This is a genomic window from Streptomyces sp. NPDC101237, assembly GCF_044767465.1.
Classification (GTDB): Bacteria; Actinomycetota; Actinomycetes; order Streptomycetales; family Streptomycetaceae; genus Streptomyces; species Streptomyces gramineus.
In genome coordinates this window covers 552,809-574,597 of sequence record NZ_JBIWNY010000002.1, presented here as the reverse complement: position 1 = coordinate 574,597, position 21,789 = coordinate 552,809, and the positions used below count along the sequence as shown (strand labels likewise).

Here is a 21,789-nt window from a genome sequence, read left to right as displayed (position 1 = left end):
TCCTGACGGCTCCGTCATGTCAGCGGTACCTCCAGTCGGACCTCGGTGCCCTCGTCGGTGGTCAGCCGCAGGCGGGCGCCCATCGACGCGGCGCGTTCCGTCATGCCGAGCAGGCCGAAGTGGCCGGTGCGGCCGAGGTCTTCGAGGCGCGTGTCCGGGGGCAGACCCCGGCCGTCGTCCCGGACGGTGACCACCAGGTGGGTGGGTGTGGTCCGGGCCCGCACGCCGACCTTCGTCGCCCCCGCGTGGCGGTAGGCGTTCTCCAGGGCCTCCGCCGTGATGCTCAGCAGCTGGCGGCGGGCGGCCGGGGCGAGGGCCAGGGTGAAGGGGCCCGGGGGTCCCTCGTAGGTGGCGGGGAGCGCCGTACGGGTGGTGAAGTCGGAGGCCAGGGAGCGGAGTTCGGCCAGTACGTCGGACGTCCCGGCGTCCGTCGCGGTCCGCAGGTCCGCCAGCAGGCCCCGGGACTCCTCGGCCGCCTTGCGGGCCGCGTCCGCCACCAGCCGGGCCTGCTGCCTGATCAGCGCCGGGTCCAGGCGGTCCGGGGACGCGGCGGCCGACTCCGCGAGGCCGTCGGCGATCAGGGCGACACCGTAGAGGGTCTTGGTCACCGAGTCGTGCATCTCGCGGGCCAGGCGGGCGCGTTCGGCGCTCACCGCCTCCGCCGCCGCCAGCCGGGCGCGGGTCTCGGTGAGCGCCTCGGAGGCGGTGCCGAAGCGGAGCATCAGGGTGCGCAGGGCGGAGCCCATCGCGCCGGTGATCACGCACAGGCCGGGCAGCAGGAGGTAGTCCGCCACGCCGGTGTGGCGCTCCAGCGTCTCCTCCACGACCAGGAGGATCACGGACTGCAGCGAGGCGAAGACCGCCGCCCCGCGCCAGCTGTAGAGGAGGCCGGCCAGGAGCGGGGTGCAGACGCTGACGTACGCGAGGGTCGTGTCGGGGCCTGCGGAGACCAGGAGGAAGGAGCCGAAGAGGGTGTCGACGGCCAGCAGGGTGGGGTGGCGCAGGAGCAGCGGGCCGAAGCGCTGCCAGTCGCGGAAGAGGACGTACGAGGCCATGAAGGTGACGACCACCGCCGAGCCGACCAGGCGGGTGCCGAGGCCGGGGGTGGCGTTGAGGAGGGCGGCGGGGGCCGCCACGGCGATCATCGCCAGGCGGAAGCCGAAGACCTGGCGGCCCATCGCGCGCAGCGCCCGGATCTCGACCTTGCCGTCGTCCTCCCCTGCGGTCATCGCCCTCACCCCCTCCCCCGGCTACTTCCCCGTGACCGACCCGAAGTCGACCCCGGAGCCCAGCAGCAGGCCGGCGGCGAGCAGCAGCATGGTGGCCGGGACCATGAACGTGGTGATCATCAGCGTGGCCCTCGGGACCGCGCGGGCCGCCTTGCGGCGGGCGTTCTGGGCGTCGGTGCGGCGCATGTCCTTGGCCAGGGAGACCAGGGTGTCGACGATCGGCGCGCCCAGTTCCTCGCCCTGCTGCAGTGCCGTGACGAACATCGCCACCTGTTCGGAGTCGTTGCGGCGGCGGAGTTCCGCGAAGGCCTGGCGGCGGCTCATGCCGAGGTCCAGCTGGCGCAGGGTGATGCGGAGTTCGTCCGCCCAGGGGCCCTCGTAGTGCGAGGACACCCGGTCCAGGGCCTGCCGGAAGCCGAGGCCGGCGCTCACCACCACCGCGAGGACGTCGAGGAAGTCGGGCAGGGTGCGTTCGATGACGTCCTTGCGGATCCGCATCGCGGACCAGATGCCGACCTCCGTCCAGAACGCGCCGAAGAGGAGGAGCAGGACGGCCACCAGCCACTGGCCGCGCAGGAGGAAGACCAGGAAGCCGACGGCGCCCAGCGCGCCGTAGACCGCGCGGCGGGCCGCGTACCGGTCGATGGTCAGGCCGCCGGGGTTGCCCGCCAGGTCGATCCTGCGGCGGTACTTGGCGACCATGCGCGGGCCCATCAGGCGCAGCACGGCCGGGGCGTAGCGCATGCCCATCCGGTCGATGAGGGAGTTGGCGGCCCCGGTGCGGGTGGCGCCGACCTCCAGGGCGATCGCGAGGTCGGAGGGGAGTTTCGCGTCCGCGCGGTACATGCGGACGCCCGCGAAGACGCCCCACACGCCGAGGGCCGTCAGGAGGGCCAGAAGCAGTGCCATGGTCGCGGGCCCCTATACGTCGATGCGGCTGAGACGGCGGATGAGGACGAAGCCCACGATGTACAGGCCGAACGCGACCAGGACCGCGGCCTGTCCGAGGGTGGTACCGGTCATGCGGTCCAGCGTGTCGCTCTTGACCCCGTTCATCAGGAACAGGGCGCCGATGCCGAGCGCGGGCACGGCGTACGACGTCATCGTCACCTGGGAGAGCTGGGTGCGGACCTCGCGCCGGGTCTCCTTGCGCTCCTCCAGGGTCTCGGTCAGGTTGCGCAGGGCCGAGACGACCTGGCCGCCCGCCCGGTTGGACAGCACGAGGGTGGTGACCAGGACGACCAGTTCACGGGAGGGCAGCCGCTGAGCGAGTTCACCGAGCGCGTCCTCCATGGAGTGGCCGATCGCCAACTGGTCCGCCACCTTGCCGAGTTCCTGGCCGGCCGGGGCCTCCAGCTCCTCGGCCGCCATGCCGATCGCGGTGCGCAGCGCGAGTCCGGCCTGGGTGGCGTTGGCCAGAATGCGGGCCAGTTCGGGGAGTTGGCCGATGAAGCGCTCGATGCGTTTCTGGCGTTGCCAGTTGAGGAACTGCACGGCGGCGAAGACGCCGAGGAGGCCGGCGATCGGGCCGAAGAAGGGCGCCAGGGCGGCCTGGCCGACGAGCCAGAGCGCCACCACGACGGCGAGCATGTAGACGAAGAACTCGCCGGGCGTCACGTCCAGGCCGGTCGCCGCCAGCCGGAGTTCCAGCCGCCTGCCGAGCCCCGTACCGCGCAGCCGCCGGTCGAGGGTGCGGAAGCGGCGCCGGCGGCCGGCGGCCGGTGGCTGGCCGGTGTAGGACAGCCGGTCCACGAGGGCGGCGCGCTGGGCCCGGCCGGAGGACCAGGTGTGCAGCCCCACCACGGCCAGGAGGCAGGTCAGCAGGGTGACGCCGGTGGTGAGGACGACGAGGTCATGGAGGGTCATGGCCTACCTCGCTTCTCGGGTGGTGAGCTGGTCGACGTGCTGGGCCACGCCGAAGGCCTGCGGGATCGGCTGGCCGGCCATGTAGAGGCGGTCGGCGGTGCGGCGCGGGAGCGGGAAGTACCGGAAGGTGCCGTGCACATGGCCGTCGTGGGTCATGGGCCGGGCCTCGAAGCGGGCCGCCGTCGCGAGCCGGTAGGGCTCGCTGCCGTGGCTGTCCAGTACGGCGATCTCGGTGATCCGGCGGGCGCCGTCCGCGAACCGGGTCAGCTGGACGATGACCTCGACCGCGCTGTTGATCTGGTCGTGCAGGGCGACGAAGGGGACCTCGACGTCCGACATGGAGGCCAGCGTCTGGAGCCGGGTCAGGGCGTCCTCGGCGCTGTTGGCGTGGACGGTGGCGAGCGAGCCGTCGTGGCCGGTGGACATGGCCTGGAGCATGTCCAGCGACTCGCCGCCGCGGACCTCGCCGACCACGATCCGGTCGGGGCGCATCCGCAGCGAGTTGCGGACCAGGTCGCGGATGGTGACCTCGCCCTTGCCCTCGACGTTCGCCGGACGGGACTCCAGCCGGACCACGTGCGACTGCTGGAGCTGGAGTTCGGCGGAGTCCTCGATGGTGATGATGCGTTCGTGGGCCGGGATCAGCCCGGACAGGGCGTTGAGCAGGGTGGTCTTGCCGGTGCCGGTGGCGCCGGAGACGATGATGTTGAACTTCGCCTGCACCAGGCCGGCCAGCAGGTACACCATGTGCTCGTCGAGCGAGCCGAAGCCGATCAGCTCCTGGAGGGTGAAGGAGCGCGGGAAGCGGCGGATGGTGAGGACGGGGCCGGTCAGGGAGAGCGGCGGGATGATCACGTTGACGCGTTCGCCGGAGGGCAGGCGGGCGTCCACCATCGGATTGGACTCGTCCACGCGGCGGTTGACGGTGGAGACGATCCGCTCGATGGTCTGCATCAGCTGGTCCGCGGAGGCGAACCGCAACGGCAGCTGCTCCACCCGGCCGCCGCGCTCGACGAAGATCGCGTCGGCGCCGTTGACCATGATCTCGGTGATCGACACGTCTTCGAGGAGCGGCTCCAGGATGCCGAGGCCGAGGGCCTCGTCGACGACCCGGCGGATCAGCTGGGAGCGTTCGGCGGTCGACAGCACCGGGCCCTCGCGGCTGATGATGTGCCCGAGGACGCGTTCCAGGCGCGCCCTGCGCTCGGCGGCGGCCAGCGCGCTCATCTCCGCGAGGTCGATCTCCTCCAGGAGCTTGGCCCGGTAGGAGGAGACCAGATGGCCGTCCTCGCCCCGGCTGCCGTGCTCCTCGGGGGAGTTGATCCGTGCCCGCAGGCTCATGGTTGCCGTGCTCCTCGTTCAGTGGTCGACGGGCATCGTGGCGGACTTGGTGGCGTTGCCGAGGTCCACCCAGAGGATCTTCGGGATGTGGACGGTGGCGGTGACGGTGACGGAGTCGCCGCCGCCGGAGGTCGCGCAGGTCACGCCGAGGCCGGCCGCGGCGGAGCAGGCGGCGCCGACGTCCTGCCGCAGCGAGGCGGCTCTGGCGCCGGCGCGGGCCGCCGTGCCGGCCTGTTCGGCGGCGTAGGCGACGGCGCCGAGCTGGATGCCGGCCAGGCCGACGATGAGCAGGACCGGGATGAACCCGAGGTACTCGACGGCCACTTGGCCTCTGTCGTGCCATACGCGGTGCGTCACTGCTTCACCTCCTCCACGGTGCCGGCGTGGCCGTGCACCGTGACGGGGAAGTCGATCGAGCCGGGGAAGAGCACCGGGACGCGCAGGTAGACGTCGGCGGTCACCATGCCGGTGCCGCCGCACTGCCTCACCTCGGCGCCCTGGCGCCAGGAGCCGGAGAGGTCCTCCAGGGCGGCGCGCTGACACGCGGCGAACCGTTGTCCCGGCGGGACGGCGGTGCCGGCCCGCACGCCCTCGTCGGCGGCGTTCCCGGCGAGCGTGAAGGCGTAGCCGACGAGAACGGCCTGCCACATGAGCACCAGGGTGAGGATGATGATCGGGGTCATGCCGAGGAGCTCTATGGAGACCTGGCCGCGGTCGGGGGCGGAACCAGTGGGTCGTGGGCCGGGCGCGGGCCGGTGGGGACCGTTCGCGCAGTTCCGCGCGCCCCTGAGGGGCGCGTTCCCGGGGCGCCCTGGACGGACTCGCCGCGGCGAAACGTACCCAAGGGGCGCGGGGAACTGCGCGACCGGCCACAGCGGCGCCGCACCCGCCCCGCCACCGCCCGCATCCGCACCCGCCCCACGGCCCGCCCCGCGCATCCTCACGGCAGCTCCTTCCGTCGCCGGAATCCGACCGCCGCCCGCTCCCCGCCGCGGGCGCGGGCCGCGGTCCGGCGCGGCACCGTGCCCTCCGCCGTGCGGACCAGGCCCAGCTCCCCCGCCAGGGCCCACAGCGCCTGCTTCACCGTGCTCCGGGCGTCCAGTTCGTGCATGCGGCCCGCGTCGACCGCGCCCTGGAGTTCCTTGAAGTTGGCGGGGATCGCCGTCCCGGCCAGCGCGGTGCCGGTGATCCGCTGGATCAGCGCCGGCTGGATCTCCGTACCCCTGGTGTGCCGGTTGACGACCACCGTGGTCTCCTCCGCCTTGCGGATCTGCAGCCGGTCCCACATGCGCACCGTCCGTTTGGCGGCGCGTACGGCGACCACGTCGGGGGTGGTGACCAGGAGGGCCAGGTCGGCGGTCTCCACGGCCGCCGCGCCCGCGCCGCCGAGCTGGGCGCCGCAGTCGACGACCACGATCTCGTAGCGGGAGCGCAGGGCGCTGAGGATCTGGCGGGCGGCCCGGTCGGTGACCTCCTCGCCGCGTTCGCCCTCGGCCGGCGCGAGGAGCAGGGCGAGACCGGAGTCGTGCCGGAAGACGGCCTCGGCCATGACCCGGGGCGAGATGTCGCCCACCGCGGCCAGGTCGGCGACCGAGCGGCGGAACTGGACGTCCAGGTAGGAGGCGACGTCCCCGGTCTGGAGGTCGAGGTCGACCAGGGCGGTGGAGTGACCGGAGGCCTGGGCGGCGAGGGCGACCTGGATCGCCACCAGGGTCGCGCCGGTGCCGCCCTTGGCTCCGCTGACGGTGACGACGGTCCCGCCGACGCCGGCGAACGCGTCGGCGCCGTGGCCGAGATGGCGCCGTACGCCGGTGGACCACTGGGCGACCGCCTGGACGCGGCCGGCCAGTTCCTCGTAGCTCATCGGGAGCCCGACCAGGCCGCGGGCGCCGGAGTCCATCGCGGCGGCGAACAGGCCGGGGCTGGTGTCGGTGGTGACGAGGACGACGCCGACCGCCGGGAAGCGCAGGGCGACCTCGCGGATCAGTTCCAGCGCCGGGACCGGCCCGATGCGTTCGTGGACGACGACGACCTCGGGGAGTTCGTCGACGGACTCGGAGGCGAACCGGGCCAGGGTGTCGACCAGTTGGGTGGAGTCGACGACGGGCGGCAGCGGTTCGCAGTCCGGCAGCTGGCTGAGCAGGGACATGAGGGAGCGGGCGGCGTCCACGTCACCGACGGCGGGGAGGATCCTGATGGGCATGCGAGGCGCCTCTCACTTGTCCGTCGCGAGTTCGTAGGTGCGGTCCTTGTCCGGCACCGTGGTGGTCGTGCCGGGCGCGACCAGGGCGAGCCGGACCCGCTGGGCGAAGGACTCCGCGTAGGTGAGGCGCTGGGCGTCGAGCGTGGACAGCGCGAAGGTGATGGGGACGGCGTCGCTGGGCTGCTGGTTCCGGTTGTCCGGGTCGACGTAGCTGAGCTGCGCGCCGACGTCCAGGACCCGGGCGTTGGTCACGACGATCTTCGACTGGTCGGGGTCGCTCTGCTGTTTGCCCTGGAAGGTGGCGTAGACGTTGACCAGCGAGCCCGGGGTGATCTTGCCGGCCACTCCGGTGGCCGCGTCGATCATGATCGCGACCTCCTGCTCGCCGGCCTTGAGCGCGGGCTGGTCCACGATCATGTCGGACTGGAGCAGGGAGCCCTTCTTCAGCGTGGTGACCGCGATCTTGCCCTGGAGCGCGGCGAGGCTCGTGACGGCGTTGGCGGACAGCCACCGCTCGGGCATCTCGACCTTCTGGAACTGGTCGGCGCTCAGGGTGGTGTACGGCTTGACGTCGGACCGGACCTTGTAGGCGGTGACCTTGGGGCCGACCTCGGACTTCGCGTTGTCGATGACCGAGAGCACGCCGGCGAACGCGCCGAGCGCGCAGATCACCGACAGGATCAGGAGTATCACGCCGCGGCGCTGACGGGAGTTCATGGACCGTGCGACCTCATCGGGGAAGCGGGGAAGTGGGGGACCGGATCGGTGGGTGGTGCGGGTCAGGCGGGCGTCGTCCGTCGTTCCAGCGCGCGGTGCGGCGGCGGGTCGTAGTCGGGCGGGGTGGCGGAGCAGAAGACGCAGCGGTCGCCGATGACGTCGATGCCGCACCAGTGGCAGCTGGTCTGCCGGACCGAGGTGACCAGTTGGTAGAGGACCGACAGGTCGGCGAGGTAGCTGGTGAACTCGATCATCCGGCCGGTGCCCCACCAGAGGGAGGACTCGGCCGGCAGCGGTGTCTCGCGCAGCCCGTACGCGCCCCAGGACTTGGCGAGGCCGCCGACCCACTCGGTCTGCAGCTGGCCGCGGGCGACCAGCATCCAGGTGCTGAACTCGGGTCCGGTCAGGGTCGTGTCCGGGCCGACCCGGACCAGTTGCGGCACGGGATGGGCGACGACGGCGAACTGGGTGCCGGGCATCCAGGACTTGGCGTGCGCCTTGAGGGTGACCGGGACCCGGTCGAGTTTGGTGACCGAGCCGAGGACGGCGCCGGAGTGGATGTAGTGGGTGAGCAGCCGGCCGGCCGAGGCGAGGACGCCGGGGCTGAGGTCGCAGGAGGCCAGCTGCCGCAGCTGCCTGGCGAGCACGGCGATGCCGAGGGGCGGCAGGTCGGGGCGGAACAGGGCGATCCGGTCGCTCTCCAGCAGGCCGCGCAGGGTGTGCAGGCGTCGCGTGACGGCGTCGGGTACGGCGGCGGAGCAGACGACGATCACGTGTCCGTGCTGTTCGAGGAGACCCGTGAACTCGGCGAGGGTCTGGTCCAGGGGCCGCTTGTCCAGGTCCCGGAGCACGACCGCGGGCACGGTCCGCTCGTCCTGCACCGGCAGCGCCATGTCGGCGCTGGTCACGGCAATGGCAGTTGGCACGCGCAGCTCCCCGCTCTTCACACCCCGGCGGCCCACCGGTGTTACTCCAATGAGCCGGGACGACTTCATTGCGTGACTACCTCAGCACTGTAACCACGCCTCTGTGGCCGGAGAACAGCGTTTGTCCAGCTGTCTGGGATCCGTGACCATACAAGGTGCGCCAAATCGGGACAGGTTGAGCATATGTCCGGGGTCTGATCCGGTCAGCGCTCGCACGGAATTTGGTCTGGACCTATTGACACGTGAATTGGTCTGGACCACCTTGATTGTCATGCCCAGACTCATCCCCCGACTCGTGTCCCGGCATGCCGGACAGCGAGGTATCCGAACCTGGTCGGCCGTGGCCGCGCTCGCCACGGCACTCGCGATGGCAGGCCTGGCCTCCTCCCCGGCCGCCGCGGCGGACGTCAACAACGTGAAGAACGCCGGCTTCGAGTCGGCCCTCGCCAACTGGACCTGCTCCGCGGCCAGCGGCACGACCGTCTCCTCCCCCGTCCACTCCGGCGCCGCCGCCCTGAAGGCGACCCCGGCCGGGCAGGACTACGCCCAGTGCAGCCAGACGGTGGCGGTGAAGGCCAACTCCACCTACACGCTGAGCGCGTGGGTCCAGGGTTCCTACACCTACCTCGGCGTCACCGGCACCGGCACCACGGACGTGTCGACCTGGACCCCGAACACGTCCTGGACGCAGCTGTCGACGACCTTCACCACCGGCGCCTCGACCACCTCGGTGACGGTCTGGACGCACGGCTGGTACGGCCAGGCCGCCTACTACGCCGACGACGTCTCGGTCTTCGGCCCCGACGGCGGCGGCGGGACCGACCCGGCGCCGACCGTCCCGGCGACCCCGGGCGGCCTCACCGTCTCCGGCACCACCTCGTCCTCCGCGTCGCTGGCGTGGAACGCGGTGTCGGGCGCGACCGGTTACAACGTCTACCGCAACGGCACCAAGGTCACCGCGGTGTCCGGCGCCTCGGCCACCGTCACCGGCCTGGCCGCCTCGACGTCGTACTCCTTCCAGGTCACCGCGACCAACTCGGCGGGCGAGTCCGGCAAGTCGTCGGCGGTGACGGCGACCACGACCGCCTCCGGCGGCAACGGCGGCGGCACGCTGCCCAAGCACGCGGTGACGGGCTACTGGCAGAACTTCAACAACGGCGCGACCGTGCAGAAGATCTCCGACGTGCCCTCCTCCTACGACATCATCGCCGTCGCCTTCGCGGACGCGACCGGTACGCCGGGCGCGGTCAGCTTCACCCTCGACTCGGCCGGGCTCGGCGGGTACTCGGCCGACCAGTTCAAGGCCGACATCAAGGCGAAGCAGGCGGCCGGCAAGAAGGTCGTCATCTCGATCGGCGGCCAGAACGGCACCATCTCGGTGAGCGACTCGTCGTCCGCGACGAACTTCGCCAACTCCGTCTACTCGCTCATGCAGACGTACGGCTTCGACGGCGTGGACATCGACCTGGAGAACGGCATCAACGCGACCTACATGTCGCAGGCGCTGCGCTCGCTGTCGTCCAAGGCCGGCTCGTCGCTGATCATCACGATGGCCCCGCAGACGATCGACATGCAGTCGACGTCCAACGGGTACTTCCAGACGGCCCTGAACGTCAAGGACATCCTCACGGTCGTCAACATGCAGTACTACAACAGCGGTTCCATGCTGGGCTGCGACGGCAAGGTGTACAGCCAGGGCTCGGTGGACTTCCTCACCGCGCTGGCCTGCATCCAGCTCCAGGGCGGGCTCAGCCCCTCCCAGGTGGGTCTGGGCCTGCCGGCGTCGACCAGCGCGGCGGGCGGCGGCTACGTCTCGCCCACGGTGGTCAACAACGCCCTGGACTGTCTGACCAAGCTCACCAACTGCGGCTCCTTCAAGCCGTCGAAGGCCTATCCCGACCTGCGCGGCGCGATGACCTGGTCGACGAACTGGGACGCGTCCTCGGGCAACGCCTGGTCCAACTCGGTCGGTGCGCACGTCCACGCACTGCCGTAGCACCCCGGACAGGCGCGGGGCCGCACCGGTGTGCGGCCCCGTCGGGGACGGGACCCCACCACGCCGCTCCCGTCCCCGCCCGCGGGCCGCGACGCCCCCCATCGCCGCGGCCCGCACGGCGCGCTCCGCTCACCCGTACTGGATCCTGATCCTCGCCCCGTCCCCGGCCGCGCCGTCCCGCACGTCGACGTACGCGCACACCTGCCGGGTGAACCACAGTCCGTGGCCGGGCTCCGGCTCGGCGTCGGCCGGCGGCACGAACCCGGCGAGCGGGTCGGCGACGGCCCGGCACAGCCGCAGTTCGCACACGCACGCGGGCGCCTCGCCCCAGGCGACGAAGTCGACGACCGGCCCGTGGGCGGCGGCGGCCGCCGCGACGGCCCGCGCGAACAGCTCCGCCTCCTCGGCCGCCAGCCCCTGTGCCGCCGACCAGGCGGCCACCGACTCCGCGGCCGCCAGCCGGACGACCGTCCCCGGCGGCGGCGCCAGCGGTACGGCGTCCAGCTCGCGCACCAGGACCGACGGCTGTTCGTACACCCCGCTGCCCGGGTGGGCGCGGCGGGCCGCGTCCACGAGGGCCGGGCCCGCCGTCCGGGTGTCGTACGCGCACAGGACGGTGGTGGCGAACGGCGCGAACAGCAGGTTGGCGAGCGACTCGTAGCGGATCCACTCGGCGCTCTCGCGCGCCGAACGCCCGGCCCGGCCCGCCCAGTCGGGCTCCATGACGAGGTGGATGCGGCCCCCGGGTCCGGCGTGCGCGGCGAGGAATCCGGCCGCCTGCGCCACGGCGTTGGCGGCGGTCCCGGTGTACCAGTCGGTGTGGTCGACGAACCCGACCTCCTTCGCGTCAGGACCGAGCGCGTCCCGCAGGGCGGCGAGCGGCCCGGGGGCGGCGATCGCGACCGGCGGGGGCTCACCGGCGGCGGCGAGGCCCTCGGCGAGGAAGGGCAGCGCGGCGGCGACGAACGCGTCGTGCTAGCCGTACACGGCCATCCGGTGGTCGAAGCGCCCCTGGCCCGCGCCGGTGCGGGCGCTCGTGCTGGTGCTCATCGGGTCTCCTGTGCGTCAGCGCCGGGCGGCGCCCGGCGGCGAGCGGGGTGCCGCGGCCCGGCCCCGGCACCGCGCAGGTCCGCCCGCGACCGGCCGGCCCCGGCCCGGCCGTGCGTCCGTCCGTGTGTCCACGGTCTCCCGCCGGACGGGTGACACACACCCGGGTGTCACGCGGGCGGGTGCACTTCGGTGGGGGTCTCCTGCGGTCAGGGGTAAAGGCGTACACTGCGCGGCTTTTCGGCGCGGCCCGTTCCCACGGCCGGTTTTACCATCTTGACCTGTTCATGCCATTCCTTGGACGATGAGCGGCACCCGCACAGCGTCCGCACGACAACTGCACAGATACGTCGCACTGAACCACCCCCACCTCCCCCAGGAGACTTCATGCGACTTCGCATGCGCGGCTCCGGCAGCCGCGGCCGGACCGCCGTACTCGGCACCCTGCTGGCCCTCGCCCTCGCGGCCCCCGTCTCGGCGGCGGGCGGCCACGCGGCCGCGGCCGGCGCGCGCCCGGCGCCGTCCTCCGCCGACGACGTCCGGCAGTACGAGATCCACCGGAGCACCACCCCCGTGACCCGCGCCGCCATCCAACGGACCGGCGTCACCGTGGACGAGGCCGACGAGGAGACGGTGGTCGTCTCCGGACGGGCCTCGCAGATCGCCGCGTTGAAGCGCCTCGGCTACGAGGTCACCCCGCTCGGCGCGGCCCCCGACCGGTCCACCGCCGCCGACGGACTGCGCCTGTTCGACTTCCCGACGGCCGACGCGAAGTACCACAACTACGCGGAGGCGAACGCCGAGATCGACCAGCGTCTCGCCGCCTACCCGGACATCATGAGCAAACGGGTGATCGGCAGGTCGTACCAGGGCCGGGACATCGTCGCGGTCAAGGTCAGCGACAACGTGGCGACGGACGAGAACGAACCCGAGGTCCTCCTCACCTTCCACCAGCACGCGCGCGAGCACCTCACGGTGGAGATGGCGCTGTACCTGCTGCGCGAGCTGGGCGCGGGATACGCGACCGACTCGCGGGTGCGGAACATCGTCGACAGCCGGGAGATCTGGATCGTGCCGGACCTCAACCCGGACGGCGGCGAGTACGACATCGCCACCGGCTCCTACCGGTCCTGGCGCAAGAACCGGCAGCCCAACTCCGGCTCCTCGTACGTGGGTACGGACCTGAACCGGAACTGGAACCACAAGTGGGGCTGCTGCGGCGGGTCCTCGGGCAGCGCGTCCGCGGAGACCTACCGGGGCGCGGCCGCCGAGTCGGCGCCCGAGGTGAAGGTCGTCGCCGACTTCGTGCGCGGCCGGGTCGTCGGCGGCAAGCAGCAGATCAAGGCCGGGATCGACTTCCACACGTACAGCGAACTGGTGCTGTGGCCCTACGGGTACACGACCGCCGACACCGCGACCGGGATGACCGCGGACGACGCGGCCGCCTTCAAGGCCGTGGGGCGCAAGATGGCGGCCAGCAACGGCTACACGCCGGAGCAGTCCAGCGATCTGTACATCACGGACGGGTCGATCGACGACTATCTCTGGGGCACCCAGAAGATCTTCGACTTCACGTTCGAGATGTATCCGACGTCCAGTTCGTCGGGCGGGTTCTATCCGCCCGACGAGGTGATCGAACGGGAGACCTCCAGGAACCGGGACGCGGTGTTCCAGCTGCTGGAGAACGCGGACTGCATGTACCGGTCGATCGGGAAGGAAGCCCAGTACTGCGGCTAGGCGGCCACGGACCCGGGGCCGGGGCCGCCCGCGCCGGACTACTTCTCGTCGGGGACCTGGTCCTCGGCCCGGACTCCGGCCTCGGCCTCGGCCCCGGCCTCGGCCTCGGTCTTCTCCTCCGGCTCCGGGGCGTCCGCCTTTTCCTCGCCGTCCTCGAAGTACGCGTCCAGGACGGCGTCCAGGTCGTCCTCCCACTCCTTGAAGCGGGAGCGGGACGTCGCCTCGATCTCGATGGGGTACCAGCGGCGCTCCGGCGTGTGGACGGTGATCGTGAACCGCTTCCCGAAGCGCGGTGTCTCGGTCTCGATCGCGCCGATCTCGTCCCAGCGGAACTCGCAGTTCTCCTCGTCGAGGGCGAGGCGCACGCCCTGGCGGTCGGCCACTATCCGGGCGCGCCGGTCGGAGGCCTCGAAGCGGGGACCGCCGGCGGCCGCCTCCGCGTCGTCCTCGTCCGCCGTGGCGCCGTCCGTCGTGACCTCGTCACCGCTCGCGGACGCCGGTCGGGCCGTGTCCTGCACGGCCCCGGCCTCCTCCGCACCGGCGGCCCGCGCCTCGGCGTCCGCCGGACCGGCGGACACGGGCGAGGTGAGCCCGGGGATGAAGGCCGGGTCGAATCCGGCGCCTTCCAGGGGCTGGCTGTTGGCTCCTATGCGCTGCTCCACAGCGGGCAGTATGGTCCAAGAACCTGTGCCGGACACAGCCAGCCCCGACTTCGTTATCAGACGCCTACACGAAGAGGCTGAGCACCGCCGCGACCGCGAACCCGGCCACCGAGAGAACCGTCTCCAGCACGGTCCAGGTCTTCAGCGTGTCGCGCTCGCTGATGCCGAAGTACTTGGCGACCATCCAGAATCCGCCGTCGTTGACGTGCGAGGCGAAGATGGAGCCCGCCGACACCGCCATGATGACCAGGGCGACGAAGGCCTGGGAGTGGTGACCCTCGCTCAGCAGCGGGGCGACGATGCCGGCCGTGGTCACGATCGCCACCGTCGCCGAGCCCTGCGCGACCCGCAGCACCACGGAGATCAGGTAGGAGAGCACGATCACCGGCAGGCCCACGCCGTGGAAGGTGTCGGACAGGGCCTGGGCGACCCCGCTCGCCTTCAGCACGGCGCCGAAGATCCCGCCGGCGCCGACCACCAGCAGGATGTTGCCGACCGGCTTGAGGGACGCGGTGGACACCGCCTCCAGGGACTTGCGGGACCAGCCGCGCCGGATGCCGAGCAGGTAGTAGGCGAGCACCAGCGCGAGGGTGAGGGCGACCATCGGCGTACCGAAGAACTCGATCACCGAGCGCCCGGTGGAGGGGTCGAGGGCGATGGAGGAGAAGGTCGCGGCGAGGATCAGCACCAGGGGCGTACCGATGATGGCGAGGACCGTGCCGAGCGCGACGGGCTTCTCCCGCGGCTCGACGCCGGACGCCCGCTGCTCGGCCAGCACGGCCTGCCTGGCCTCGTCGGCCGCCTCGACCATGTCCTGCGGCACGGCGACGAAGATCCGCCGGCCGATCCAGGCCGAGTACGCCCAGGCGGCCAGCACCGCCGGGATGCCGCAGACGACGCCCATGAGGATGACCCAGCCGAGGTCGACGTGGAGCAGCGCGGCGGCGGCCACCGGGCCGGGGTGCGGGGGCAGGAACGCGTGGGTCATGGAGAGACCGGCGAGCAGCGGGAGGCAGTACAGCAGGATCGACCTGCCGCCGCGCTTGGCGGCCGCGTAGACGAGCGGGGCCAGCACGAAGATGCCGACGTCGAAGAAGACCGGGATGCCGAAGACGAGTCCGGTCAGGCCCATGGCGAGGGGCGCCCGCTTCTCCCCGAAGAAGCCGAGGAGCCGTCCCGCCAGTACCTCCGCCCCGCCGCTGACTTCGAGGATCGCGCCGAGCATGGTGCCCAGGCCGATGATGATCGCGACGTGGCCGAGGATGCCGCCCATGCCGGACTCGATGGTGGAGACGGCGTCCGAACGCTGCACGGTGCCGAAGAGTTCGGTGACCGAGAGACCGGCCAGCAGGCCGACGGCTATGGAGACGGTGAGCAGGGCGACGAAGGGCTGCAGCCGCGCCTTGATGATGAGGAAGAGCAGCAGGGCGATGCCGATGGCGGCGACGGTCAGCAGACCGGCGGTGCCGTCGAGCAGGAGGAGCAGGCCTCCGGTGTGGGGTGGAGCGGCCGGTGCCGGTGCGGGAGCGGCGAGAGGCAGGGACGACATGGGGGTCCTCTTCTGGGGAACATCGTGCTTTCGGGCAGGGGGGATCGCGGTACGGCGCCCGGGGCGGCGCCGTACCGTGACCGGCGTGCGGTGTGCGGGGGGTGCGGGTGACGAGAGGGAGGTCAGGCGTCGAGGACGGCGAGGGCGTCGATCTCGATGAGGAGGCCGGCGGGCAGCCCGACGTAGACCGTCGTGCGGGCGGCGGGCGGAGCGGTGAGGCCCTGCTCCTCGAAGTAGGTGTTGTAGATGCCGTTCATCTCGGCGAAGTGGTCGACGTCCGTCAGGTAGACGCGGATCATCATCACGTCGTCCCAGGAGGCGCCGCCCTCCTCCAGGATCGCCTTGACGTTGGCGAGGGTCTGGAGGGTCTGCTCGCGCAGCGTCGGGCCGGCCGGGGTCGGGGGCTTGCCCTCCTCGGCGGGCAGGAAGCCGACCTGGCCGGCGACCTGGAGGATGTTGCCCTTGCGCACGCCGTGCGAGAACTTGGCGGGCGGGGTGGTGTGGGTCGTGGGGGTGAGGGCGGTCTTCTCGGTCATCAGGGGGCTTCCTTAGGGTGCTTCCTTGATCGGGGTTCTGCCTGAGTACTCGCCGCTGACGGCGTCCGCGGTACGGCGCACCTGCGGGAGCAGGGTGAGGAGTTCGTCGGCGGTGACGACGACGTTGGGCGCGGAGACCGACATCGCGGCGACGACCCGGCCGTCGGCGCCGCGGATGGGGGCCGCGACGCAGTTGATGGACTCCTCGTGGCCACCGAGGTCGGTGGCCCAGCCCTGTTCGCGCACCTTGGCCAGCTCCTTGCGGAAGGCCTCCGCGTTCGGTGTCGAACGGGCCGTGTACATGGGGTAGTCGAGCTTCTCGGCGAGGGCCCGCCGCTCGGGCTCGGGCAGGTCGGCCAGGAGCAGCTTGGCGACGGCGGCGACGGTGATGGCCACCGGTTTGCCGATCCGCGAGTACATGCGCACCGGGTAGCGGCTCTCGACCTTGTCGATGTAGAGGACCTCGCCCTCCTCGAACACGGCGAGGTGCACGGTGTGCCCGCAGGCCTCGTTGAGCCGGGCCAGGTGGGGGTGGGCGATCTCGCGGATGTCGAGGTTCTCCATGGCCTCCTGGGCGAGCGCGAAGAGCCGGGCGCCCAGGCGGTAGCGCTGGTCGGACTGGCGGTAGACGAGCCCGTGTTCGTGGAGGGTGCGCAGCAGCCGCAGCGCGGTCGACTTGTGGACGCCGAGGCGCTCGGCGACCCGGCCGAGGTCGGCGGGCCCCTCGGCGAGCAGCGGCAGGATGCTGAGCGCGCGGTCGACGGTCTGGCTCATGGGGTGCGTACCTCCTCTTCGGCCGGGTCGGCTTCGGTCCAGCCGGGGCCGAGTCGAAGTCTCTCCCACCGGCCGGCGTCCAGGGCGGTCAGCCGGTCGGCGGTGTCGCGGGCGGGCGGCGCGGCGAGGTCGGCGGAGGTGGTCAGGGCGGCGGCGGCGAAGAGGTGGCCGAGCCGCAGGGTCCGCCGCAGCGGCAGGCCGCGCAGGGTCCCGGAGAGGAACCCGGCGGCGAAGGCGTCCCCCGCACCGACGGGCGCGACGACGTCGACGACGGGGGCGGGTTCGAAGGTCCCCGAGGAGGACTCGCCGGTTTCACGCACTGGCGCCGGCACGCTGCCGCCACGCCCCGCGAGGGGCGCCGGGAACTGCGCGAGCAGCCCCCACCCACCGGCAGCGGCACTGGCACCCGCACCCCCACCCGCACCCGCACCCGGCACGAACGCCGTGGCTCCTGCCGCACCTTGCTTGACGACCAGCACCGCCGGCTCCGGCAGCAGCGCGCGGACCGCCTCGGGCCCGCCCGTCACCCCCCACGCCTCCTCCGCCTCGTCCTCCCCCACGAACACGAGGTCGGCGCGGCGCGCCAGTTCCAGCAGCACCTCCGGTCCCTCGCCCGAACCCCACAGTCCGCGCCGGTAGTTGACGTCGAAGGACAGCACCGGCCGGTCCTCGGCGGCAGCCGTCAGCTCCCGCAGCAGGTCCAGGCAGCCGCCGGACAGCGCGGCCGTGATCCCGGACAGGTGCAGCACCCGCCCCGCCCGTACGGCGGCCAGGTCCACCGTCCGCGCGGACATCGCGGACGCGGCCGAACCGGCCCGGTAATAGGCGACCTCGTGCGCGTCCGTCGCCCGGTCCCCCGCGGTGCGGAAGTACACCCCGGTCGGCCGCGCCGGATCCCGTTCCACGTGCCGGACGTCGACGCCGTAGGAGGCCACCGTCTCGACCAGGTGGTCGCCGAACCCGTCCGTGCCGGCCCGGCTGACCCATCGCACGGCGTGGCCGGCGGCGGCCAGCGCGCACGCCACGTTGGACTCCGCGCCGCCGATCGCACGGGCGAAGGACGGCACGTCGGCGAGGCGTCCCGGCCGGGTGGGCAGGAACGTGACCATGGACTCGCCGAGCGCGACGACGTCCACGACGTCAGCGGCGTCCACGGGGTCCGTGGCCTTCACGATGGTCCTGGCTCCTCGTCGTAGCGGGTCGCTGCGGGCTCCATTGACCCGGCGTTGGCGTGGATGTTAGACAGCGTTACGCGATATACGCAATGGACGTTGCAGAGGATGCAACCGACTGGATCAGGGAGGCTCCGTGTCCTTCGACACCGGCACCGACGCGCTCGCCCGACTCGCCGAGGAACGCGTCGACCACCGCTTCAAGGGCCTCCCGCCGGACGCCGACGGCCTGACCGTCGGCGAGCTGACCGCTCAGCGCCGCAACCTCTTCACGGACGGCTTCGCCACGCCCGTGCTGGCCCTCTCCGCGGAGCGCCTGGAGCACAACCTCGCGCTGATGCAGACGTACACCGCACGGCACGGCCTGGTCTTCGCCCCGCACGGCAAGACCTCCATGGCACCGCAGCTCTTCCGGCGCCAGATCGAGCACGGCGCCTGGGGCATCACGCTCGCCGTCCCGCACCAGGTACGGGTGGCCCGCGCCTTCGGCATCCGCCGGATCTTCCTCGCGAACGAGCTGGTGGACGCCCCGGCGCTGCGCTGGATCGCCGCCGAGCTGGAGCGCGACGCGGAGTTCCGCTTCGTCTGCTACGTCGACTCCGTGCGCGGAGCGGAGCTGATGGACGCGGCGCTGAAGGGGACCGGCTCCCGGCCGGTCGACGTCGTCGTGGAGCTGGCCGCGGGAGAGGGCGCGAGGACCGGCGTCCGCACCGAGGCGGAGTGCGTGGCGGTCGCGGACGCGGTGGCCGCGGCGCAGACGCTGCGGCTGGTCGGCGTCGCCGGGTACGAGGGCGAGGTCCCGCGGGCCGACCCCGACCGGGTGCGCGCCTACCTGCGCCGGCTCGTCGGGCTCGCCGTCGGCCTCGACGCGGCCGGACACTTCGCCGGCACCGACGAGATCGTGGTGAGCGCGGGCGGCAGCGCCTGGTTCGACGCGGTCGCCGACGTCTTCGCCGGCATCCCCGCGCTCTCCCTGCCGGTGCTGAAGCTGCTGCGGTCCGGCGCCTACGTCTCGCACGACGAGGGCCGCTACCGCGAGGTCACCCCGTTCAACCGCGTCCCCGAGGAGGGCGCGCTGGAGCCGGCCTTCCGGCTGTGGGCGCAGATCGTCTCCCGCCCCTCGGCGGAGCAGGCCTTCGCCAACGCCGGCAAGCGGGACGCGGCCTACGACCTGGACCTCCCGTCCGCACGGGCGGTCCGCCGGGACGGCACCGAGCGCCCGGCGACCGGCGTGACGGTCACCGGCCTGTCCGACCAGCACGCCTGGCTCGCCACCACCCCCGAGGCCGACCTCCAGGTCGGCGACTGGGTGGGCCTCGGTCTTTCGCACCCGTGCACGACGTTCGACAAGTGGCAGCTGATCCCGGTCGCCGAGGCGGACGGCACAGTCGTCGACTACGTCCGCACGTTCTTCTAGGAGGGGTCGTGGAGGATCTGGTCATCCGGGACGCCGAGGTCGTCGACGGCAGCGGCGCGCCCTCCTACCGGGCGGACGTGGTCGTCGACGACGGCCGGATCGTCGCCGTCGTCAAGGAGGCCGCGGCGGCGGGCTGCGGGCGTCCGCGCGCGGTGCGCGAGCTGGACGCCGAGGGCCTGGTCCTCTCCCCCGGCTTCATCGACATGCACGCCCACAGCGACCTGGCGCTGCTGCGCGACCCCGACCACAGCGCCAAGGCCGCGCAGGGGGTCACCCTGGAGGTGCTGGGCCAGGACGGGCTGTCGTACGCCCCGGTCGACGACCGCACCCTCGCCGAGGTGCGCCGGGCCATCACCGGATGGAACGGCCACGGCGACGACATCGACTTCGACTGGCGCTCGGTCGGCGAGTACCTGGACCGGCTGGACCGGGGCATCGCCGTGAACGCGGCCTACCTGATCCCCCAGGGCACGGTCCGCGCGCTGGCCGTCGGCTGGGAGGACCGCGCCGCGACCGAGGCCGAGCTGGAGCGGATGCGCCGGCTGGTGGCCCAGGGCATGGAAGAGGGCGCGGTCGGCATGTCCTCAGGTCTCACCTACACGCCCGGCATGTACGCCCCGGACACCGAACTGACCGAGCTGTGCCGGGTGGTGGCGTCCTACGGCGGCTACTACTGCCCGCACCACCGCTCCTACGGCGCGGGCGCCCTGGAGGCGTACCGGGAGATGGTGGCGCTGACCCGGGAGGCGGGCTGCTCCCTGCACCTGGCGCACGCCACCATGAACTTCGGCGTGAACCGGGGCCGGGCGCCCGAGCTGCTGGCGCTGCTGGACCAGGCCCTCGCGGACGGCGCCGACATCACCCTGGACACCTACCCGTACACCCCGGGCAGCACGACCCTGGCGGCGATGCTGCCCAGCTGGGCGAGCGAGGGCGGCCCGGACGCGGTCCTGGCCCGGCTGGCGGACGAGGACACGGCCGAGCGGATCCGCCACCACCTGGAGTCGGTCGGCTCGGACGGCTGCCACGGCGTGCCCATCGAGTGGGACACGATCGAGATCTCCGGCGTGGCCGATCCGGCACTGGCGGACTTCGTGGGCCGTACGGTCCAGGAGTCGGCGCGGCGGCGCGGCGAGCCGGCGTGGACCACGGCCCGCCGTCTGCTGCTGGCGGACCGGCTGGCCCCTTCGATCCTCCAGCACGTCGGCCACGAGGAGAACGTCCGCGCGATCATGCGGCACCGCGTCCACACCGGCGGCTCGGACGGCATCCTCCAGGGCAGCAAGCCCCACCCCCGCGCCTACGGCACCTTCCCGCACTACCTCGGCCACTACGTACGGGAGTTGGGCGTCCTGTCCCTGGAGGAGTGCGTCGCCCACCTCACCGGCCGTCCCGCGGCCCGGCTGCGCCTGCCGGACCGCGGACTCGTCCGCGAGGGCCACCGGGCCGACCTCGTGCTCTTCGATCCGGAGACGGTGGCGGCGGGATCCACGTTCGCGGAGCCCCGGAGGCTCCCGACGGGCATCCCGCACGTCCTGATCGACGGCCGGTTCGTGATGGAGGACGGCCGCAGGACGGACGTGCTGGCCGGCAGGTCCGTGCGCAACGCGGCCCCTCAGGGCGCTACGGCTTAGGCAGCGTGCATCCGCTCGCGTTCAGGTTGAGCACGTTCCCCGTCGTGAAGCACGCCGGGATGATGTACGTCTCCTCCGCGTAGTTGATGCCCTGCCGGACCGTGACGGTGCCGTTCGCGTCCACCTCGCACGGGTTGTCGACCGTGCAGCGCTGCCCGTCCTCGTTGCCGGTGTTGTTGACGGCGACGACCTGGCCGGTGGCGGTGTCGATCACCGGCGAACCCGAGGTCCCGCCGATCGTGTCGCAGGCGGAGGTGTAGCGGACCGAGTCCTTCCAGGTCCAGTCGCCCTCCTTCAGGCGGTACACGAACCCGTCGATGCTGCAGCTGTAGATCGTCTTCCAGTAGCCGGAGACGACCTTGATGGCGGTGCCGGCGACGGGGTGCGCGCTGCTGACGGTCAGCGGGCTGATGCCGTAGGAGCTCTTGATCGCCGCGTACGTGGTGGTGGTGCGGTAGATCGTGACGTCCGTGTCGGTCATCGTCGAGTAGACGACCCGGTTGGCGCGGAGCGTGGCGACCTTGGTGCCGGCGGAGTTCAGCAGGCCGAAGGTCCGGCTGGAGGACTGGTTGGTGATGACCTCGCCGGGCTCCGGGAAGCCGGTCTCCAGGCAGTGGCCGTTGGTGAGCACGAGCGCCGGGTCGGTGTCCGCGGAGTTCGGGAAGCGTATGACGGAGCCGGAGCAGTTGCTGAGCGAGACGGTGCCGGCGAAGGTGACGGTCACCGCGGCGGCCGCCTTCGGCCGCGCGTCGGCCTTGGCCGCGGGTGCGGCGACCGCCGGTGCCACGCCCATCCCGGTGATGGCCAGGGAGGCGAGCGCGGCGACGAGAGGCTTGTTCATGTGGGGGTCCCCTCTATACGACGAGGGTGACCGGAGATCTTCCGGTCACCCGCATTTTTGTCATGCACATTTTCAGCACATCGGGATGAGGGGACACCACGCAGTTTCCGGCCGGACTGCCGGGGCCCTTGGACCGGGATGA

19 protein-coding genes and 1 pseudogene are annotated in these 21,789 nt (G+C 72.2%); 4 read left to right on the top strand and 16 right to left on the bottom strand.

Annotated elements, in window-relative coordinates; all coding sequences use genetic code 11:
* Nucleotides 1-14: 14 nt before the first annotated feature.
* The 9 genes from ACIRQ9_RS05705 to ACIRQ9_RS05665 form a co-directional block, all read right to left on the bottom strand.
* The gene (locus tag ACIRQ9_RS05705; protein ID WP_404167449.1) at nt 15-1,229 is read right to left on the bottom strand and encodes a sensor histidine kinase; all 1,215 of its coding nucleotides are present in this window, start codon (nt 1,227-1,229) and stop codon (nt 15-17) included.
* A 21-nt stretch (nt 1,230-1,250) separates the two neighbouring features.
* Nucleotides 1,251-2,138: a DUF5936 domain-containing protein gene (locus ACIRQ9_RS05700; protein ID WP_404167447.1), complete on the bottom strand. Its 888-nt coding sequence runs from the start codon at nt 2,136-2,138 to the stop codon at nt 1,251-1,253.
* Nucleotides 2,139-2,150: 12 nt separating this feature from the next.
* Nucleotides 2,151-3,095, bottom strand: a complete 945-nt coding sequence (locus ACIRQ9_RS05695; RefSeq protein WP_404167445.1) for a type II secretion system F family protein — start codon at nt 3,093-3,095, stop codon at nt 2,151-2,153.
* A gap of 3 nt (nt 3,096-3,098) precedes the next feature.
* The gene (locus ACIRQ9_RS05690) at nt 3,099-4,436 is read right to left on the bottom strand and encodes a CpaF family protein (RefSeq protein ID WP_404167443.1); all 1,338 of its coding nucleotides are present in this window, start codon (nt 4,434-4,436) and stop codon (nt 3,099-3,101) included.
* Between the two features lie 18 nt (nt 4,437-4,454).
* The gene (locus tag ACIRQ9_RS05685; RefSeq protein WP_404167441.1) at nt 4,455-4,793 is read right to left on the bottom strand and encodes a TadE/TadG family type IV pilus assembly protein; all 339 of its coding nucleotides are present in this window, start codon (nt 4,791-4,793) and stop codon (nt 4,455-4,457) included.
* Nucleotides 4,790-5,119, bottom strand: a complete 330-nt coding sequence (locus tag ACIRQ9_RS05680) for a pilus assembly protein (RefSeq protein WP_351318754.1) — start codon at nt 5,117-5,119, stop codon at nt 4,790-4,792. The genes ACIRQ9_RS05685 and ACIRQ9_RS05680 overlap by 4 nt, the downstream gene beginning before the upstream one ends.
* A 257-nt stretch (nt 5,120-5,376) precedes the next feature.
* Nucleotides 5,377-6,639 carry a CpaE family protein gene (locus ACIRQ9_RS05675; RefSeq protein WP_404167438.1) on the bottom strand — a complete coding sequence of 421 codons (1,263 nt, stop codon included), beginning with the start codon at nt 6,637-6,639 and terminating at the stop codon, nt 5,377-5,379.
* 12 nt (nt 6,640-6,651) lie between these two features.
* Complete coding sequence (cpaB, locus tag ACIRQ9_RS05670; protein WP_404167436.1) at nt 6,652-7,356, bottom strand: Flp pilus assembly protein CpaB; 705 nt, start codon at nt 7,354-7,356, stop codon at nt 6,652-6,654.
* 62 nt (nt 7,357-7,418) lie between these two features.
* Nucleotides 7,419-8,351 carry a hypothetical protein gene (locus tag ACIRQ9_RS05665; RefSeq protein ID WP_404167434.1) on the bottom strand — a complete coding sequence of 311 codons (933 nt, stop codon included), beginning with the start codon at nt 8,349-8,351 and terminating at the stop codon, nt 7,419-7,421.
* A 202-nt stretch (nt 8,352-8,553) separates the two neighbouring features.
* Between ACIRQ9_RS05665 and ACIRQ9_RS05660 the strand changes: the two genes are divergently transcribed.
* Nucleotides 8,554-10,278, top strand: coding sequence for a chitinase (locus ACIRQ9_RS05660; RefSeq protein WP_404167432.1), 1,725 nt, complete (start codon nt 8,554-8,556; stop codon nt 10,276-10,278).
* Nucleotides 10,279-10,407: 129 nt separating this feature from the next.
* On the opposite strand, the pseudogene ACIRQ9_RS05655 reads toward ACIRQ9_RS05660, so the two are convergent.
* A pseudogene (locus ACIRQ9_RS05655) lies at nt 10,408-11,235 on the bottom strand (MEDS domain-containing protein); the annotation flags it as partial.
* A gap of 477 nt (nt 11,236-11,712) precedes the next feature.
* Here ACIRQ9_RS05655 and ACIRQ9_RS05650 point away from each other — a divergent pair.
* The gene (locus ACIRQ9_RS05650) at nt 11,713-13,062 is read left to right on the top strand and encodes a M14 family metallopeptidase (RefSeq protein WP_404167430.1); all 1,350 of its coding nucleotides are present in this window, start codon (nt 11,713-11,715) and stop codon (nt 13,060-13,062) included.
* Nucleotides 13,063-13,100: 38 nt separating this feature from the next.
* On the opposite strand, the gene ACIRQ9_RS05645 is transcribed toward ACIRQ9_RS05650, so the two are convergent.
* The 5 genes from ACIRQ9_RS05645 to ACIRQ9_RS05625 form a co-directional block, all read right to left on the bottom strand.
* The gene (locus ACIRQ9_RS05645) at nt 13,101-13,724 is read right to left on the bottom strand and encodes a hypothetical protein (RefSeq protein WP_404167428.1); all 624 of its coding nucleotides are present in this window, start codon (nt 13,722-13,724) and stop codon (nt 13,101-13,103) included.
* A gap of 64 nt (nt 13,725-13,788) precedes the next feature.
* The gene (locus tag ACIRQ9_RS05640; RefSeq protein WP_404167426.1) at nt 13,789-15,273 is read right to left on the bottom strand and encodes a GntP family permease; all 1,485 of its coding nucleotides are present in this window, start codon (nt 15,271-15,273) and stop codon (nt 13,789-13,791) included.
* Nucleotides 15,274-15,395: 122 nt separating this feature from the next.
* Nucleotides 15,396-15,809, bottom strand: a complete 414-nt coding sequence (locus ACIRQ9_RS05635; protein WP_404167424.1) for a RidA family protein — start codon at nt 15,807-15,809, stop codon at nt 15,396-15,398.
* A 12-nt stretch (nt 15,810-15,821) separates the two neighbouring features.
* A complete protein-coding gene (locus ACIRQ9_RS05630) occupies nt 15,822-16,583 on the bottom strand; it encodes an IclR family transcriptional regulator (protein WP_404167422.1) in 762 nt (253 codons plus the stop codon).
* Nucleotides 16,580-17,692, bottom strand: a complete 1,113-nt coding sequence (locus tag ACIRQ9_RS05625) for a sugar kinase (RefSeq protein ID WP_404167546.1) — start codon at nt 17,690-17,692, stop codon at nt 16,580-16,582. The genes ACIRQ9_RS05630 and ACIRQ9_RS05625 overlap by 4 nt, the downstream gene beginning before the upstream one ends.
* Before the next feature lie 199 nt (nt 17,693-17,891).
* Here ACIRQ9_RS05625 and ACIRQ9_RS05620 point away from each other — a divergent pair, with 199 nt between their 5' ends.
* Together ACIRQ9_RS05620 and ACIRQ9_RS05615 are read left to right on the top strand one after the other, a co-directional pair.
* The gene (locus ACIRQ9_RS05620; protein WP_404167420.1) at nt 17,892-19,172 is read left to right on the top strand and encodes an amino acid deaminase; all 1,281 of its coding nucleotides are present in this window, start codon (nt 17,892-17,894) and stop codon (nt 19,170-19,172) included.
* A gap of 8 nt (nt 19,173-19,180) precedes the next feature.
* Complete coding sequence (locus ACIRQ9_RS05615) at nt 19,181-20,806, top strand: amidohydrolase family protein (RefSeq protein WP_404167418.1); 1,626 nt, start codon at nt 19,181-19,183, stop codon at nt 20,804-20,806.
* Here ACIRQ9_RS05615 and ACIRQ9_RS05610 read toward each other — a convergent pair.
* Nucleotides 20,796-21,647, bottom strand: a complete 852-nt coding sequence (locus ACIRQ9_RS05610) for a serine protease (protein WP_404167416.1) — start codon at nt 21,645-21,647, stop codon at nt 20,796-20,798. The genes ACIRQ9_RS05615 and ACIRQ9_RS05610 overlap by 11 nt on opposite strands.
* Nucleotides 21,648-21,789: the final 142 nt, after the last annotated feature.

Bases quoted from the DNA above. Each gene is read 5' to 3' on its own strand.
- ACIRQ9_RS05630 (WP_404167422.1), bottom strand. From the start codon at position 16,583: ATGAGCCAGACCGTCGACCGCGCGCTCAGCATCCTGCCGCTGCTCGCC.
- ACIRQ9_RS05695 (WP_404167445.1), bottom strand. From the start codon at position 3,095: ATGACCCTCCATGACCTCGTCGTCCTCACCACCGGCGTCACCCTGCTG.
- cpaB (WP_404167436.1), bottom strand. From the start codon at position 7,356: ATGAACTCCCGTCAGCGCCGCGGCGTGATACTCCTGATCCTGTCGGTG.
- ACIRQ9_RS05650 (WP_404167430.1), top strand. From the start codon at position 11,713: ATGCGACTTCGCATGCGCGGCTCCGGCAGCCGCGGCCGGACCGCCGTA.
- ACIRQ9_RS05665 (WP_404167434.1), bottom strand. From the start codon at position 8,351: ATGAAGTCGTCCCGGCTCATTGGAGTAACACCGGTGGGCCGCCGGGGT.
- ACIRQ9_RS05690 (WP_404167443.1), bottom strand. From the start codon at position 4,436: ATGAGCCTGCGGGCACGGATCAACTCCCCCGAGGAGCACGGCAGCCGG.
- ACIRQ9_RS05675 (WP_404167438.1), bottom strand. From the start codon at position 6,639: ATGCCCATCAGGATCCTCCCCGCCGTCGGTGACGTGGACGCCGCCCGC.
- ACIRQ9_RS05640 (WP_404167426.1), bottom strand. From the start codon at position 15,273: ATGTCGTCCCTGCCTCTCGCCGCTCCCGCACCGGCACCGGCCGCTCCA.
- ACIRQ9_RS05700 (WP_404167447.1), bottom strand. From the start codon at position 2,138: ATGGCACTGCTTCTGGCCCTCCTGACGGCCCTCGGCGTGTGGGGCGTC.
- ACIRQ9_RS05610 (WP_404167416.1), bottom strand. From the start codon at position 21,647: ATGAACAAGCCTCTCGTCGCCGCGCTCGCCTCCCTGGCCATCACCGGG.
- ACIRQ9_RS05680 (WP_351318754.1), bottom strand. From the start codon at position 5,119: ATGACCCCGATCATCATCCTCACCCTGGTGCTCATGTGGCAGGCCGTT.
- ACIRQ9_RS05660 (WP_404167432.1), top strand. From the start codon at position 8,554: ATGCCCAGACTCATCCCCCGACTCGTGTCCCGGCATGCCGGACAGCGA.
- ACIRQ9_RS05625 (WP_404167546.1), bottom strand. From the start codon at position 17,692: ATGGTCACGTTCCTGCCCACCCGGCCGGGACGCCTCGCCGACGTGCCG.
- ACIRQ9_RS05705 (WP_404167449.1), bottom strand. From the start codon at position 1,229: ATGACCGCAGGGGAGGACGACGGCAAGGTCGAGATCCGGGCGCTGCGC.
- ACIRQ9_RS05635 (WP_404167424.1), bottom strand. From the start codon at position 15,809: ATGACCGAGAAGACCGCCCTCACCCCCACGACCCACACCACCCCGCCC.